This window comes from Cytobacillus sp. FSL W7-1323 (assembly GCF_038595015.1).
In the GTDB taxonomy this organism is placed as follows: domain Bacteria; phylum Bacillota; class Bacilli; order Bacillales; family Cytobacillaceae; genus Cytobacillus; species Cytobacillus kochii.
This window is the reverse complement of record NZ_CP151998.1, coordinates 2,220,539-2,237,092: the sequence shown is the minus strand read 5'-3', so window position 1 is coordinate 2,237,092 and position 16,554 is coordinate 2,220,539. Positions and strand designations below refer to the sequence as shown.

The window sequence follows — 16,554 nt, the reverse complement described above, 5'->3', positions numbered from 1 at the left end:
GTAACATGCATTAAGGTCATGTATATACTGTTGCAATAGGTGAATAAGAACAAACGTTCTAATCATTATATCATATTTATACGTCTAAACCGCATATGAAAGAAAAAGCATGAAATCAATGTCATGATCCCATGCTACAAATGTTATTTTGTTAGCGCATGCTCTACTTTAATGCATCGATCCATGATCACGGTATAACCAGCATCACTTAACTGCTGAAATACGTCTTCATCTACAACACCTAGCTGAGTCCAAAAAATGGGACAATCAATATTTTGAAATTCACTCGCAAGACTTGGCAAATATTCCGAACGTCTAAAGACATTAACAATATCCACTTTGCCTTCTATTTCAGCTAATGATGCAACCGCTTTTACACCTAATACTTCCTTAACTTTGGGATTAACAGGGATGATTTCGTAACCACTTTTTTGCATGGCTTCACTCACCATATAGGATGTACGATTAGGTTTATCACTTAAACCTACGACGGCAATCCTCTTTGCTTGTTTTAACATCTTTCCGATTTCAGTTCTTGATGGGTTTTCTATACTCAATACATTCACCTCTTATTTTGAACTCTACACTATTTTATCTGAATTAAAGTATAAATGCGAATAGATCGCAATGCTGTTCTTTCTGACATACAGCTTCATCTTTTTTATAAAGCTTTCCTTTTCGCTAAATATCACGTAATCCACTTAACAAAAAAGTTCTTTTCTACTAATTTTAATCATATATCTATTTAACATTCGTTTCATACTAGGGTAATCTTTGCAATTGAAAAGATAATTTAAAAGCAACATAGTACATTCACTTATTTACGTGGTACAATATAAGAACTGTATTTTTATTCCGTGGGGGAGAGTTTATGACATTTGAAGTAATCATCGTTTTTCTTATTGCTTATTTAATTGGTTCCATTCCATCTGGATTAATCATTGGTAAAGTGTTTTATGGCATTGATATTCGTGAGCATGGTAGTGGTAATCTTGGTGGGACAAACACTTTCCGAACGCTAGGAAAAAAAGCAGGTTTTACCGTTACACTGGCCGATATCCTGAAAGGTACCATAGCTGCTGGATTATTACCAATCTTCTTTGATATAGATATACATACAGTAATTATAGGAATTTTTGCTGTTATTGGCCATATGTACCCGATATTTGCAGGATTCAAAGGTGGTAAAGCTGTTGCTACATCTGCAGGTGTTGTGCTGGCGTTCGTGCCCGTCATGTTTGTGGTAATATTAGCTGTATTTTTCATCTCACTTCTCACTACTAAATATGTTTCATTATCATCAATGATTGCTGGTATTGCAGGATTGATTTATTCACTCATTCTTGGTGATTCAATTTTAATCATAGTGATTGCCTTAATGACATTGTTCATCATTTATCGACATCGTACAAATATTAAAAGGATTATCAATAAAACCGAACCAAAAGTCAATTTATTTAAAAAGAAAAGTTAACATTCAAAAGACAGCGTTATAGAATGCTGTCTTTTCTTATTTATTCATTTCTATACTAGGTAGATCGAAGCTATAATTTTTTCTAGTAATCTATCTTTTTTACAATTCCTAAAAAATTCCTTTAACGAATGAAAACGGTGATTGAAAGCCATTGAATGACTTTGGTATGATAAGATTAATAAGTCCATCATTGCGATTTAATTAAAAATATGACATTTTAACTCATATACATAACAAGAAAAGTAGAGATGATTCGTGTTTTTTTCTCAATATACATGTTTTTCTAACATATAATGCAATTTCTTCTAATAGAATAAAAGAGAATGACATTAGATACTACTTCCACATGACAAACAATGGTAAGGATGATAAGAAATGAAATTAACTGAGATTGTCTTAAAAGAACTACCATTTCCATACTTCTTAATTGACAACAATAATCACGTGGTTTCAACATCTATAGTTAATCAGCATACAATCATTGGTACCCCATTCACACAATTAATGAATTACGAAGATGTCGAACAATTTAATGAAATACGCAAGAAAAAAGCAGTTCTTAATTTACAGCTATTTTTCGGAAACGGTTATCACAATTATCGCGTCTATACGATTCCTGAGGAAGAATCATGTCATTTATTTTGCTACCCCTTATTTCATTCATTATCTACTGATCATAATTATCAAACACAACAATTAGAGCAGAAACTCCTCAGATTTAGCTTAGAACTAAATGAAAAAAAGAAAATCATTCATGAAACTGCGTCTCAGATTAATGAAGCTAATTTCACAAATGAGTACGCACAAAATTTAAGTACACTTGCAGCATCGATGGCACATGAAATACGTAACCCGCTTACAACAGTTAAAGGTTTTTTACAATTGTTAAAACCCTATCTCAATGAGTCAGGGAAAAATCAATATGTTGATATTGCTCTAGATGAGATTAATCGTGCCAATGATATTATTCATGAGTTTCTAAATGCAGCAAAGCCAACAGACAATATTAAAGAACGTATTTCTATTAATAAACTTGTTCACGATACTTTCCTGTTGTTTCAGAGTGAAGCGATTTTAAAGAATACTGCACTCTCCTTCCAATTATCAAAAGACGATCCATATATTTATGGTAATGCCAAACAATTAAAACAAGTACTAGTCAACTTAATTAAAAATGCACTGGAATCATTTGATACACAAGAGCAGCATCAAGAAAATACGATTAATATCTCTGTTAGAAGGACAGCTGAAACATGTTTAATCGTTATAAAGGATACTGGTTTCGGAATGAATGAAGAGACATTAGAAAAGCTTTTTCAACCTTTTTATTCTACTAAATCGACGGGCACAGGCATTGGGTTATCCATTTGTAAAAGAATTATCGAACAACATAATGGCTGGATTAACATTTCATCTGAAATGAATGTTGGTACAACGATTAAGATTACTTTACCGCTAGATAAAGAAAATACATACAGCAATTGAGAGATTAACTTCACATATCCGAATGATCTGGCATCGTTTTATAGCAAAAAAAAGAAGCCTCCGTTTTAGTCGGAGGCTTTTTTTCTTATTAAATTAATTGTTCTTTTTCATCCTCAACCTTTTTATTTTGAAATAAACCAATGATTATTCCTAGAACCGCTCCTAAAAATGCAGGTACTAACCAACCTAACCCTACATCATATAATGGAAGAATACTAGTGAATAGATTATCTACTGAGGTAATCGTATATCCTGCTGCTTTAAAGCCATCAAAGATACCAATAATAAACGTAAATAACATACTCATTTGGTAAACAGATTTCTTACCATTAAACAACGGGTGTAAAAACGTAAGGATTAATAATACAATCGCTAATGGATAAATAGCTGTTAATACCGGTACTGAAATAGCAATCAATTGACTTAATCCAAAATTAGCAATCGCTGCACTAAATACTGAGAAAACAATAACAAACGTATTATAGGAGACTTTAGGCATGATTTTACTAAAATAAGCTGCACATGAAGAGATTAAACCAATACTAGTCGTTAAGCATGCGGCAATGACAATCACACTTAGTATAACTCCTCCAAATGAGCCAAAATAATGCCCGGAAACTTGAGATAAAACCGCCCCACCGTTTCCTAATATACCTAATTGAGAAACACTACTAGCACCAATATAAGAAAGTGAGCCATATATCACAGCAAGCAAACCGGCTGAAATTAATCCTGCTTTAATCACTGAAAGCATCACTACTTTAGTTGATTGAACGCCTTTAGAACGAATGGCATCAATTACGATAATTCCGAATACGAAAGCAGCAAGGGCATCCATTGTTAAGTAACCTTCAGTAAAGCCGTTAAAGAAAGAGTTAACAGTATATGCCTCACTTGGTGCTTGTAGAGATCCTAGTGGATTAACAAATGCTACTACAATTAAAATTAAAATAAATAATAGTAGAATAGGTGTTAAAACTTTACCAACAATATCAACAATTTTCGATGCATTCAGAGAGAAGAATGCGGTAATTCCAAAGAAGATGATAGAGAAGATAACTAATCCAATCGTACTCCATTCATCAGAAATGAATGGTCTAATACCAATTTCATAAGAGACCGTACCAGTTCTTGGTATCGCAAATAATGGTCCGATAGATAAATATAGAACAACTGTAAAAAGTAGACCAAAGAGTGGACTTACACGACTTGCAAGCGATTGCAAGTCACTTTTACCAGAATAACCTAAAGCGATTACACCCAATAAAGGAAGACCAACACCTGTTATAATAAAGCCCGCTACTGCGGCCCATACGTTCGTTCCTGCTTCTTGACCCATCATTACTGGAAAAATTAAGTTCCCAGCACCGAAAAATAATGAAAATAACATAAATCCTACTGCAATAATATAAGAAGACGGAACCTTTTGATTCATATCTTCTACCCCCTTCTGCCTCTACTGTTGTAGTTAACAATCTTCAATTACTATAATTTACTAATTCTTCAGAAAATTCATATTTAAATATAATATTGTATGAATTACAATCTCTGAAAAAATTCAAGCAATATATTGCATTATTAAAGTAACATATCCATGTAATGAATGCAATATATTATTTTAAAAAAATATAGTCATATGTAATATATTAATAGAATTATTCTTACTTAATTTACTAGTAGAGACCTCGATAATTTTACATTCTTGATTGGAATGACTAAGAATAATCCTTCTAGTTATCAAAAAAATAGTGAATATTATTATAGGTTACATAAAAAAACCCTTACAAAAGGAAAATCTTTTGTAAGGGTAAAAAACAGTTAAATTACTTCTTCATTCTCTTTTATCTTTGTCTCTCTTTTAAACAGATCTATTACAATACCTAAAATCACACCAATGATAGCTGGTACAATCCAACCTAATCCCACTTCATACAACGGAAGAATGTTTGCGAATAAATGATAAACAGGCTCTATTTGAACTCCTGCTTCTTTTAAACCGTCAAAAACACTAACAATAAACGTTAAAATCATACTTACTTGATAGACAGTCTTCTTCCCATTAAAAAACTGATGGAAAAATGTTAAAATTAATAATAAAATCGCCAAAGGATAAATCGCTGTAAGTACTGGAACAGAAATAGCTATTAACTCTGTTAAACCAAAGTTCGCAACTGCAGTACTGAAAATAGCAAATGCAATTACATATGTCTTATAGGAAAATTTAGGCATGATCTTATTAAAATAGCTAGCACATGAACTGATCAAACCTACACTTGTTGTCATACAAGCAATAATCATAACAGCACTTAGAACGATTCCTCCATAAGAGCCAAAATATGCATAGGCAACACCCGAGAGAACAGCTCCACCATTTTCAAGGATACCTAATTCCGCAACACTACTAGCACCCATATAAGCCATCGCACTATAAAAGAATGCTAATAAAACCGCAGCAATCAAACCAGCCTTCATCGTAGCAAACATAATAGAGCGATTTGACTCTATACCTTTTGCCCGCAGTGCATTAATAACAATTACACCAAAGACAAATGCAGCCAGTACATCCATAGTTAAATAGCCTTCTGAGAAGCCATTAAAGAATGAGTGTTGTGAATAAGCTTCTGTTGGCTCCCCAAAAGATCCTAGAGGATTAAAAACAGCAACAAGAATTAATAGTAGTATAAAGCTAATTTTAATAGGCGTTAAATATTTACCAACAATATCAACAATCTTTGATGAATTTAATGATAATATCGTCGCAACACCAAAGAAGCAGATTGAGAATATTAATAAACCAATCGTCAGTGAAGATTCTGGCAATAATGGTCGAATTCCAATTTCAAATGAAACACTTCCTGCTCTCGGAATGGCAAATAATGGACCAATAGCTAAATACAATATAATAGCGAAAATCAGTCCAAATGTTGGATTCACTCGACTTGCAAGCGATTGCAAATCACTCTTACCTGAAAAGCCAAGAGCAACAACAGCTAATAATGGCAGTCCCACACCAGTTATAATAAACCCAGCTGTCGCTGCCCAAACATTTGTACCCGCTTCTTGCCCCATCATAATCGGGAATATTAAATTACCCGCTCCAAAGAACAAAGAGAATAACATTAAACCTAATACAACCACATAAGAATTTGAAGATTTTTGATTCATATTTACAAGTTTACCCCTCTCAATTACAACTAGCAGATGATTTTTTCACCGCTAGTATTTTTCAGAATATTTATTCTTCATAAAATTAAATATTCTGAAATAATTTTTAAAAATTCTGTCACTTATCTAATTCCCGTTAATATATTGCATTAATAAGATAACATATCACTATAATGAACACAATAAATTATCTTAAGAAACTAACGGAAAAGGTGATATATTGCATTAAAAACTATATTATTATATAATTTTTTCTATATATTACTAATATGGATAGAATATTTCCGGATTTCTTTCAGCAATTTTGAAAAATCACACTATACTAACAGAGTAATTTACAGATATTTGATACGCAAAGGTGGTATATTATGCCAATTCCAAGTAATTTTTCAACTCCACAACGACTTTCAGCTAAAAAACGAGCATTCTTGCAAATTCAAGAATGGATTATTGATGGCACGTTAAAACCAAAAGAAAAGCTGAATGATGCTGATCTTGCGGAAGCTTTAGGAGTCAGCAGAACACCCATTAGAGAAGCATTACAATTATTAAATTCCCAAGGATTTGTAGAAATGTATCCGGGTGTAGGGACACAAGTTACTGCAGTAAATCACGAAGATATAACGAAAATCCTTCCTCCATTAAGTGTCCTGCAAGCATTGTCTTCTGAATTAGTAGCAGGCAATCTGGGGCAAGAGGTAATTAATCGTTTAAAAGAAATTAATCAGAAATTTGCTGAAGCTATTAAAACTGAGGATTCATTCTCTGCTCTTAAATATGACGAAGAGTTCCATCAATTAATAGTAGATGAAACAAAAAACCCTTATATAACTCAGGCGATTGAAGGTCTCCAACCTCACGTTATGAGACTTTACTATTACAAAGCCATTATCTTAACAGAATCATCTATCGACGAGCATGAACGGATCATACAAGCGCTAGAAGCAGGTGACAAACAAACAGCCTCTGATGTAACAAGAATCAATTGGATTCGTGCCATCAATGAATATTTTTCTGAGCATAAATAAGGTTCCCTTCTCTTTCCAATCAAAATCTTAGCAGTGTGTTTCGCTTTCGTATACAATAGTCTTATAAAGATAAAAGGAGTGGGGACCTTGGACATTCGATTGAGTGACAAAGCCATTAACTGGTTTAAAGATGAGATGCTTTTAACTGCCGGAGATTACGTTCGTTTTTTTGCCCGGTATGGAGGTTCAAGCCCGATACAACAAGGATTTTCTTTAGGTATTTCTAATGAAGAACCGGTCAATCCTGTCGTTACGAAAGAATCTGACGGTATCCAGTTTTTTATCGAGGAAAAAGACTTGTGGTACTTCGATAATCATCATTTGATTGTGCAATATGACGAGGACTTAAACGAACCGCAGTATAAATATGAAAAATAAACATCACCCCTAGCTCTATAAAACTAGGGGTGATGTTTATTATCTCCAAATATGCTCTTCTTTTCCCTCTAACTTCATAATTTCAATTTGTTTATCTCCTAATAAATCAAAATGAGAGTATCCGTCTTTACGATGATGAATCCACTCCGGCTTCAATCCGTACTTCTTCCCCCATAAAATGAGCTGATTCAAATCGGACGCTCCCACCTTCGTGACCGTCTTACACGTGGGAAAACGATCATCAAGCCAATAATGAGTAAGAAAGGCGATCTTTCCAGCATCTATATCAGATTTCCACTTTCTTACATCAACCCTAGTAATACCGAACGCCATTTTTAAGCCTTCTTTCTTTATTTCTTTGCTTTTTCGTATGCTTCATGCCAATCTGGAAACTTCCTCCGAAGTGAAATCGGTCGAAAACTATCCTTCTTCACACAAGTGTGTAATGAAGACCCACTAACAGCGAGAATGCCTTCTTGGTTATATATTTCATATCCATAAGTTGTCCTTAAACCATCATAATCCTCTACCCAAGTCTTGACTGTAGCTGTCTCTCCATAATGGAGAGGTTTTTTATAAGATGCTTGTATGTCAAGTACAGGTGATAATACACCTTGTTCTTCTAATGCCGCATAATTAAAACCTAGGTCTTTTACGAATTGCGTTCGACCTAGTTCCATCCAAATAATATAATTGGCATGATAAACCACACCCATTTGATCTGTTTCCGCATATCTAACTTCTATCTCTTTCGTTGAAACTAGCACTAGTCTTGTCTTCCTTTCTATTCGGACCAATTGTATTTATAAAATCTCTCTCTGTTAATGTGGATAACGATGACTCACTTGTATGTGAATCTTCCATAATTCTTCTTGCTTGATTCTGAATAGCCCCTTCAGCAAGATTCACAACTAAACGACCATTCCCTTCTGTTACTGTAGTCGTAAAATACTCCAGCAGTAATTGTTCGGCCGCCTTCGTTAAACTCATTTCATATCTTGTTAAAAATGCTTTCATCATCTTCAGCATCTCTTCAGCAGTATAGTCCGGAAAATGTAAAAACTTTTTAAAACGCGACCTTAGTCCAGGATTACTTGCCAATAGCTTTTCCATTTCCACTGGATAGCCTGCTAATATCACTACCAAGTTTTCGTTATGCTTAGTCATTTCATCTACAAGCGTATCTATCACTTCTTTTCCGAAATCAGTAGTGATATCAGATAAAAGAGAATACGCTTCATCAATAAACAAAACACCACCTAATGCTTGGCGAATAAGTTTTCTTGTTTTTAATGCTGTCTGGCCAATATAACCAGCAACAAAGTCGGCTCTACTCGAAACAATAAGATGGCCCCGTTTGAGCAAGCCGCATTCTTTTAATAATTGTGCGAAGATTTTCGCTATCGTCGTTTTCCCAGTACCTGGATTCCCTGTAAAAACTGAGTGTAGCTGCACAGGAATGGCCGGTAATCCTTGTTGCCCTCGCATATGCTGTACTTGTACAAATGACACTAAAGTCTTTACTTCTTCTTTAACATGCTCCAATCCAATCATTTCATCCAGTTGCTTCTGCGGTTGATCAATAGACTCTTCCTCATCGATGGTAAAATCATCTTCTTCTAATATGGTTAGTTCTCTAATATCTGCTTGATCACCCTTAATACCTTTAGAAAATATCGCATCGAGAATGACATCATGTACAGCTCTTGCGTTACCAAAGGTATCATCAACACGCTCTCTTTCTATTCTCTTTAACAACGCCCTTTCTCCTGAACTAGTTAGCACATAATCATTATTTAAAGCGATTCGCTTTCCTATCTCTAACAACTCGTAGTCATTGTAATCTGAAAGATGGAGATGGTTTGCTTGCGGGAAACGACTGCGTAATCCCGGGTTTACTTCAAGAAACTGTCGCATTTCATCAGGATAGCCTGCCAATATTACTGCCAATCGTCCACTATACTTTTCACTTGTCATTAACGAAACAAGGGTATCAATTGCTACTTGTCCATAATCGTCCTTTGATTGATCTGATCGATTCAATGTATAAGCCTCATCGATAAATAATACTCCACCTAGCGCTTTTTCGACTAATTGTCCAACATTCTCTTCGGTTTGCCCAACATATGCACCAACTAATTGTGAACGATTAGTTTCTATGACATTCTCCCTTGGTAAGACACCCAAATGATTGTATATACGCGCAAGTGTTCTCGCTAAAGTTGTTTTACCTGTTCCAGGATTCCCTGTAATCACCATATTGAGACTCATTTGATCTCGCTGGTTAAAACCTAAAGTACGACGTCTATGTTGATACTGTAAAAATTGATAATAAGCTTTAATTCTCTTCTTTACATTTATCATACCAACCATTTCATCAAGTTCATTTAAAGGAGTCACATGTTGCTTTTTCTGTATTTCGTAGGCTTCAATTCTTTGTTGCCACTTTTCTTTCACTTTCAAAAGTTGCTCAATTTTTCTCTTTACTTCATCATAATGTATCGCTGTATGAAATACGCCAGATATCGACTGCTCATATGCTTCGGCAACCTCAACTAATTCACCGCCAATGGATAGAGCGTCTTCGAGGATAGCAGATAAATCGTTTACAAAAGGACTCAATTGATCATTTTTATACTTACGTAGTTCCTCTTTTTGTCGTTTTAAATGTTCTTTTGCTTTATGAGTTTGTTGCATAAAACGGTTTGTGATGGCTATCATTTCTTCTGCAGCATATTTTTTTGTTGCACGATTATCAGTTTCACGAATAATAGGATATTGAAGTTGATCCATGAATTCTTTGTTAATCATCCATTTTGTTTCTGCGAGCGCTTCTTTTGCTCTGAGATTCTGCGGTGATAATTCAATCGCCTTTTGTAACCATGCAACTGGCAATTGAACATCTGTTTTGTCCCTTATAGCAGACAATTGCGCTGCTTCTGTTAGCAACTCTGATAATTGTTCAGCATCCGTTTTTTCATCTAAACGAGAGATTTGTTCAAATATATTTCTTTCAGTATGTACTTGCTGGGAACCATTTTTATCAATATCTGTTTTTTTCTTTTGTTTCATTCTATTCACATCACTTTATTCAATGGTTTAAACTAACTATACCATATTTTTTTCTTCATATTGAAGTAAAGCCGCTTACATACAAAAGGATGCTTAGGTACGGCTTACCTAAGCATCCTTTTGACATTTATTCACCTTTTGTTTGAATCACATCAGGTTGTTTGCCTGTTTTATCCTGCATTTGTTTACCTTTATTGCCACCAAAACCTCTTGATTGTGTACCAAGGTGATTGGGGACAAAAGCTTTACTGTTCTTTTTTGGATTACCCATCACTTATCCCTCCTTCATTTTATTATGTTCGGAAGTTAAGTGAAATAGTCAGGTAAAAATCTACTCTGCCTTTAGGTGACTAGCATGTTTTTCTTCTAATCGCATTTCTATTTTATCCATTGCAGACTGATCTTTCATTAATTGAAGCTTATTCTCTAATACCAGATCAGCAAACGTTCTTCTTTTAGGTTTTCTCATAAAATTCTTCACCCACCATTTCTTTCTATTTTATAAGCAGTATGCCCCATTCAATAGAAAGTTATTACAAATTTTAGAAAATTTAATAATGGGCTTAGTTATTGAATTATAAAAGAGATAGATTAAAACTGTTTTAACTTTTCTTTAATTAATGATAAAGGCATAGCACTATAGTATTTATCCCTTATGACGCCCTTTTCATCAATGAAATAAGTAGTTGGTATTACCATCACTTGATAAATTTCATTTACTTGATCATTCTCGTCTAATAAAACCGGAAAAGTAATACCTAATCGCTCAACATATTTGCTGACATTACTTTTTGTATCAATGTTAATGGCAATGATCTCTATATTAGTATCCTTTTTATTTTGATAAAATGATTGGAAATCACGCATTTCTTGTTTACATGGCGCACACCAAGTAGCCCAAAAATTGAGCATCACTTTTTTTCCGCGAAATTCCGTTAAACTGACATTTTTACCTTCAATAGTCTGAAGCTTAAATTCGGGTGCTTTTGTGCCGATCTTCAAACCAGGTAATTGATCTTCTGCTGCAGTTTCTAGCGGGATAAATAGTAAAAGGCAACAAAGGAATAATAAGGTTTTTTTCAACTAGAACACTCCTTCCTTTCATTATTGTTCCTAATAGAAAAGAAAATATAGTGTTCTGATCATCCAAAATGAAAGAAAATACGTAAATAAATAAACAAAAGCGATACGCATCCATTGAATCATAGAGAAATGCGAGTGATAGGCTTTAATAAATAAATAAATTACCATGATAACTAAAGCGAAGAATAGACCTTTCAGTCCACTATTTGAATAAACAATTATAAGAGGGTCTTTTATTACATCTGTAAACCTCGTTATTAGTGGTAGCCCTTTATAACATAGGAGAAAAATAATTAGACCAGTCACCAGACTAGAACTAACTTCATCTTTTATCTTCCCATCAACTTTAAACAAAGTTTTTAAAAGAAAATATGTGATTACAAACGCTATCGCAAGACTTAACTGATTCACAGTAATTAAAAACGGACCAATCATCCATGCTTTCAATTGTTATCTCCTTTTGTTTTACTATGCTCAATCATTTTTACTCATTTCATTTAGTTCTAAGGTTTTTTTAAACTTTCACATCGTGATTCTATGTGTATTGAATGGAGGCAATTTCCTTCCTAAAAGGGGTGAAGTTTGTTGAAGTTTGGAAACTAAAAACCCTCTACACATCTAGAGGTGTAGAGGGCAGGAAAGCTACAATTATTTCTTCAATCGATTACGAAGAACCATTTGCAAGATACCACCATGACGATAGTAATCAATTTCCACTTCAGAGTCGAAACGAACAAGTGCTTCAAAAGTAGTTATAGTGCCATCTTCTGCAATTGCTGTCACTTTTACAAAGTCGCGAGGTCTCACGTCTTCTCCAATTTCAACACTAATTGTTTCCTTACCAGTTAATCCTAGTGTATCAGCACTCTCACCAGCTTTAAATTGAAGTGGTAGAACGCCCATTAACACAAGGTTAGAACGGTGAATACGCTCATAGCTTTCGGCAATAACTGTTTTAATACCGAGTAAATTTGTTCCTTTTGCTGCCCAGTCACGAGATGATCCCATTCCGTAATCCTTACCAGCAAGTACAACTAATCCAGTGCCATCTTCTTTATATTGCATACATGCATCATAAATGGATGTCACTTCACCAGTTGGCCAGTACGTTGTGAATCCACCTTCAGTACCTGGTGCAATTTGGTTACGAATACGGATATTAGCAAATGTACCACGCATCATAACTTCATGGTTACCACGACGAGAACCATAAGAGTTAAAGTCACGAACTTCTACGCCATTTTCGCGAAGGTATTTACCAGCTGGTGTATCTTTACCGATTGCACCTGCAGGAGAAATATGGTCAGTTGTAACAGAATCACCAAATTTACCAACTACACGTAAACCATTTAATGGTTTTACTTCTTCTGGATCTGGTTTTAAACCTTCAAAGAATGGTGGGTTTTGGATATAAGTAGATGACTCATCGAAAGTATATAATGGTTCATTACTTGTTTTAATTTCATTCCAACGCTCATTATCATCGAATACACGCTCATATTCAGCACGGAATAAATCAGGTGTAACCGTTTGTTTAACGACTGCATTGATTTCCTCAGTTGTTGGCCAGATGTCTTTAAAGAATACATCGTTCCCATCTTTATCTTGACCAAGAACATCATGTTGAAGATCAACATCAACTGTTCCAGCTAGAGCGTATGCAACTACTAACGGTGGTGAAGCAAGGTAGTTACCTTTCACTAATGGATGGATACGACCTTCAAAGTTACGGTTACCAGAAAGAACAGAAGTAACAAGTAAATCACTGTCAGCAATCGCTTCTTCAATTTCTTCTTTTAAAGGACCAGAGTTACCGATACACGTTGTACATCCATAACCTACTAGGTTAAATCCTAATTGCTCTAAATAAGGAAGTAAACCAGAGTTATTTAAGTATCCAGTTACAACTTTTGAACCTGGTGCTAAAGATGTTTTCACATATTTAGGAACTTCCAAACCAAGTTCTACTGCTTTTTTCGCAACAAGACCTGCACCAACTAATACATAAGGATTAGATGTGTTTGTACAGCTAGTGATTGCAGCAATTGCAACTGCACCCGTTTTCATTGTCGTAGAATCGCCATTTTTGAAGTTAACTGTTGCTGTTTTATCAAACTCTTTCTCATCATAACCAAAACCTTGGTTACCTTGAGGAGCAGTAACAGCTTTATTAAATTCTTTTTTCATAGCAGAAAGCGGAATTAAATCTTGCGGACGTTTTGGACCGGAAAGGTTCGGTTCAATATCAGCTAAGTTAATTTCTACTACATCTGTATAAACTGGTTCTAATGAAGGATCGAAGAATAAGCCATTTGCTTTAGAATAAGCTTCAACAACTTTGATTTGTTCTTCTTTACGTCCAGTTAGACGCATGTATTCTAAAGATTCACCATCAACTGGGAAGAATCCACATGTTGCACCATATTCAGGTGCCATGTTCGCGATTGTTGCACGATCAGCTAGTGGAAGTGCAGGAACACCTGGTCCGAAGAATTCCACAAATTTACCTACAACACCGTGTGTACGTAAAACTTGTGTTACTTTTAAGGCAAGGTCAGTAGCTGTTGCTCCATTAGGTAGCTCACCAACAAGTTTCACCCCAACAACTTCAGGAACTGGGAAATATGAAGGCTGTCCAAGCATCCCAGCTTCCGCCTCAATACCACCAACACCCCAACCAAGTACACCGATACCATTAATCATCGTTGTATGAGAGTCAGTACCAACAAGTGTATCAGGGAATGCTTCAAAATCTCCTTCTGTTGTTTCATTTGCAATTACAACATCAGCAAGATATTCTAAGTTTACTTGGTGAACGATACCTGTCGCAGGTGGAACAGCACGATAGTTATCAAATGCTTTTTGTGCCCAACTTAAGAATTGGTAACGTTCTGCGTTTCTTTCAAATTCTAAAACCATATTTGCATCTAGTGCATCTGGTGTGCCATATTTATCAACTTGTACAGAGTGGTCAATAACAAGATCAACTGGTTTTTCAGGGTTAATCATATCTGGATCTCCACCCATATCAGCCATAGCTTTTCTTAAAGAAGCTAAGTCTACAACTGCTGGTACACCTGTAAAGTCTTGAAGGATAACACGTGAAGGTTTAAATGGTACATCCACTTCCTTCACATCTGCTGTTCCCCATTTTGCTAAGTTTTCAACATGCTCTTTTGTAATTACACGACCGTCATATTGACGTAGTACAGATTCAAGTAGGACTTTAATAGAATATGGTAATTTAGATACCTGTCCTATACCTGCATTTTCAAGTGCTGCTAAGTCATAGTAATGATAACGTTTCCCATCTACATCAAATGATTTACGGGAATTAAACACATCATTTTTCGCCATAGTATTACCCCCTAATTCGAACTACAAAGTACTATAATACCACTTAATGGTAATCAGTCGAAAAGTTTGAATTTTTACCCATCCTCACTTTTCTCACAATTCCTATAATAATACAACATTCAACATAAGTAAATAACAAGAAAGTTATTGTTATTGATAAGTTTTTCTTATGGTATTTCTAATAAATGATATGATAAACATAAAAACACCGCAATTGAGAGAGGTTATCAATTACGGTGTGAAATACACTTCATTTAATTATTATATTAAGAAAATAAACCAATCGCGTTTAATTGACTTTTTTCGACTTTTTTAGCCCTATTTTTATTTTTCTGATTGCACTTGGCTTGTGATGGCATCCAAATCCGTTTGAAATTTAAGCAATTGCTCTTTTTGATGCTCAGATGCAACTTCTAAAGCATTTTGGATTTGTTCATAAGTTTCTGCTATTTCTTGAGACAGATGTTTGAGTTGTTGGCCATACGTACTAGCATGTTTATCTATTACATGATACTGTTCTTCTACATCTTCCATACTTTGTTGGGCTGCTTGAAATGCTTGCTGTTTATTTTTATGATAAGGCATAACTTGTTTTCACCTCTTTTGCTTTTCTTACAATTAAATTGTTCAGAGTGAGGATAAAATATACCGTATAAAAAATGGGGATTCTTTCATCCTATAAACAAAAGGAGGGAAATGAAAAAATGAATAAAAATGATGGTAAAGATATGAGAAAAAACGCTCCAAAAGGGGATAACCCAGGACAACCTGAGCCTTTAAGTGGCTCTAAGAAAGTAAAGAATAGAAATCATTCAAGACAAAAGAATCACTCTCATCATGATATGTAGAAGTTTGTTCGATACAATTGAATAAATGATCAAAATAAAAACCTTAATGAAATAACTCTGCATTCTTGAAATGAGTTCGGTATTGTATCGGACTCATTTTACCTTATCCCCGGACTGTTATTAATAAAAATAATACATCATTCATTTCCTTAACTTGATTAAGTAGCTTCATACAAATATATTTTATAAACTGTAGTTCTTGTACAGTTATCATCAATTTTGGAAGAAAATATAATTTCCACATTAACATTTAAAAAAATCGATTGTACGATTCACATTATTTGTGTATACGCATACATTATCATACTGGGGTGATATGTATGAATATGGAGTGGCAGAGTTGGTTTGAAAGCATGTTTCTTGATCCGTTAACATCTTTTTTAGACGAGTCTATCTTTCGTATCGATGTATTTGATACTGAATCAGCTTATATAATTGAAGCCTTAATTGAAGAGGATCGTTATCATCATGTGCAAGTTATACCAACGGGAGATGAGCTTATTATCAGTGCTGTTGCAAAAAGTGATGGTGCAACATATAGCAGAAAACTTATGCTTCCTCATATTACAACTCCACTACGAATCGTTCACCAGCATTCTATTTTGGAAATTTTCATAGACAAATAATGATACAATATTTAGTTGACATAATAAAATTATGTGAA

Annotated in this window: 18 protein-coding genes; 6 read left to right on the top strand and 12 right to left on the bottom strand. The window is 34.6% G+C overall.

The features are described from left to right. Positions 1-143 precede the first annotated feature (143 nt). Positions 144-557, bottom strand: a complete 414-nt coding sequence (locus tag MKX67_RS11515) for a CoA-binding protein (protein WP_095373322.1) — start codon at positions 555-557, stop codon at positions 144-146. A 314-nt stretch (positions 558-871) separates the two neighbouring features. Between MKX67_RS11515 and plsY the strand changes: the two genes are divergently transcribed. Continuing rightward, positions 872-1,474 (top strand): glycerol-3-phosphate 1-O-acyltransferase PlsY, encoded by a 603-nt coding sequence (gene plsY, locus MKX67_RS11510; protein ID WP_340974819.1) that lies wholly within the window; start codon positions 872-874, stop codon positions 1,472-1,474. Positions 1,475-1,849: 375 nt separating this feature from the next. After that, a complete protein-coding gene (locus MKX67_RS11505; protein WP_095373324.1) occupies positions 1,850-2,959 on the top strand; it encodes an ATP-binding protein in 1,110 nt (369 codons plus the stop codon). 88 nt (positions 2,960-3,047) lie between these two features. Here the strand turns inward: MKX67_RS11505 and brnQ (MKX67_RS11500) are convergent, their stop codons facing one another. Further along, positions 3,048-4,394, bottom strand: a complete 1,347-nt coding sequence (gene brnQ, locus MKX67_RS11500; RefSeq protein WP_322909312.1) for a branched-chain amino acid transport system II carrier protein — start codon at positions 4,392-4,394, stop codon at positions 3,048-3,050. A 383-nt stretch (positions 4,395-4,777) separates the two neighbouring features. Beyond that, a complete protein-coding gene (gene brnQ, locus MKX67_RS11495; RefSeq protein WP_095373326.1) occupies positions 4,778-6,124 on the bottom strand; it encodes a branched-chain amino acid transport system II carrier protein in 1,347 nt (448 codons plus the stop codon). Between the two features lie 368 nt (positions 6,125-6,492). On the opposite strand from brnQ (MKX67_RS11495), the gene MKX67_RS11490 reads away from it, so the two are divergent. Beyond that, entirely contained in the window at positions 6,493-7,152 is a 660-nt protein-coding gene (locus tag MKX67_RS11490) for a GntR family transcriptional regulator (RefSeq protein WP_095373327.1), read from the top strand. A gap of 87 nt (positions 7,153-7,239) precedes the next feature. Beyond that, positions 7,240-7,530 (top strand): HesB/YadR/YfhF family protein, encoded by a 291-nt coding sequence (locus MKX67_RS11485; RefSeq protein ID WP_307314045.1) that lies wholly within the window; start codon positions 7,240-7,242, stop codon positions 7,528-7,530. Between the two features lie 39 nt (positions 7,531-7,569). Here the strand turns inward: MKX67_RS11485 and MKX67_RS11480 are convergent, their stop codons facing one another. The 9 genes from MKX67_RS11480 to MKX67_RS11440 all read right to left on the bottom strand — a co-directional run bounded on the left by MKX67_RS11480 (position 7,570) and on the right by MKX67_RS11440 (position 15,627). Further along, positions 7,570-7,863 (bottom strand): hypothetical protein, encoded by a 294-nt coding sequence (locus MKX67_RS11480; RefSeq protein WP_307314047.1) that lies wholly within the window; start codon positions 7,861-7,863, stop codon positions 7,570-7,572. 17 nt (positions 7,864-7,880) lie between these two features. Next, positions 7,881-8,297: a thioesterase family protein gene (locus MKX67_RS11475; protein WP_095373329.1), complete on the bottom strand. Its 417-nt coding sequence runs from the start codon at positions 8,295-8,297 to the stop codon at positions 7,881-7,883. After that, positions 8,266-10,602, bottom strand: a complete 2,337-nt coding sequence (locus MKX67_RS11470; protein WP_095373330.1) for an AAA family ATPase — start codon at positions 10,600-10,602, stop codon at positions 8,266-8,268. The genes MKX67_RS11475 and MKX67_RS11470 overlap by 32 nt, the downstream gene beginning before the upstream one ends. Positions 10,603-10,729: 127 nt before the next feature. Beyond that, on the bottom strand, positions 10,730-10,873 hold the full coding sequence (locus tag MKX67_RS11465; RefSeq protein ID WP_095373331.1) for an acid-soluble spore protein N: 144 nt from the start codon (positions 10,871-10,873) through the stop codon (positions 10,730-10,732). 60 nt (positions 10,874-10,933) lie between these two features. Further along, positions 10,934-11,071: an FbpB family small basic protein gene (locus tag MKX67_RS11460; RefSeq protein ID WP_095373332.1), complete on the bottom strand. Its 138-nt coding sequence runs from the start codon at positions 11,069-11,071 to the stop codon at positions 10,934-10,936. 122 nt (positions 11,072-11,193) lie between these two features. After that, on the bottom strand, positions 11,194-11,685 hold the full coding sequence (locus MKX67_RS11455; protein WP_095373333.1) for a TlpA disulfide reductase family protein: 492 nt from the start codon (positions 11,683-11,685) through the stop codon (positions 11,194-11,196). Between the two features lie 30 nt (positions 11,686-11,715). Beyond that, positions 11,716-12,132 carry a hypothetical protein gene (locus MKX67_RS11450; RefSeq protein WP_095373334.1) on the bottom strand — a complete coding sequence of 139 codons (417 nt, stop codon included), beginning with the start codon at positions 12,130-12,132 and terminating at the stop codon, positions 11,716-11,718. Between the two features lie 201 nt (positions 12,133-12,333). After that, complete coding sequence (gene acnA / locus MKX67_RS11445) at positions 12,334-15,042, bottom strand: aconitate hydratase AcnA (protein WP_095373335.1); 2,709 nt, start codon at positions 15,040-15,042, stop codon at positions 12,334-12,336. A gap of 324 nt (positions 15,043-15,366) precedes the next feature. After that, positions 15,367-15,627, bottom strand: coding sequence for a hypothetical protein (locus MKX67_RS11440; RefSeq protein ID WP_095373336.1), 261 nt, complete (start codon positions 15,625-15,627; stop codon positions 15,367-15,369). Between the two features lie 119 nt (positions 15,628-15,746). Here MKX67_RS11440 and MKX67_RS11435 point away from each other — a divergent pair, with 119 nt between their 5' ends. Beyond that, complete coding sequence (locus MKX67_RS11435; RefSeq protein ID WP_224936401.1) at positions 15,747-15,890, top strand: small acid-soluble spore protein P; 144 nt, start codon at positions 15,747-15,749, stop codon at positions 15,888-15,890. A 320-nt stretch (positions 15,891-16,210) separates the two neighbouring features. Further along, positions 16,211-16,516, top strand: a complete 306-nt coding sequence (locus tag MKX67_RS11430; protein WP_095373337.1) for a heat-shock protein Hsp20 — start codon at positions 16,211-16,213, stop codon at positions 16,514-16,516. Positions 16,517-16,554 lie beyond the last annotated feature (38 nt).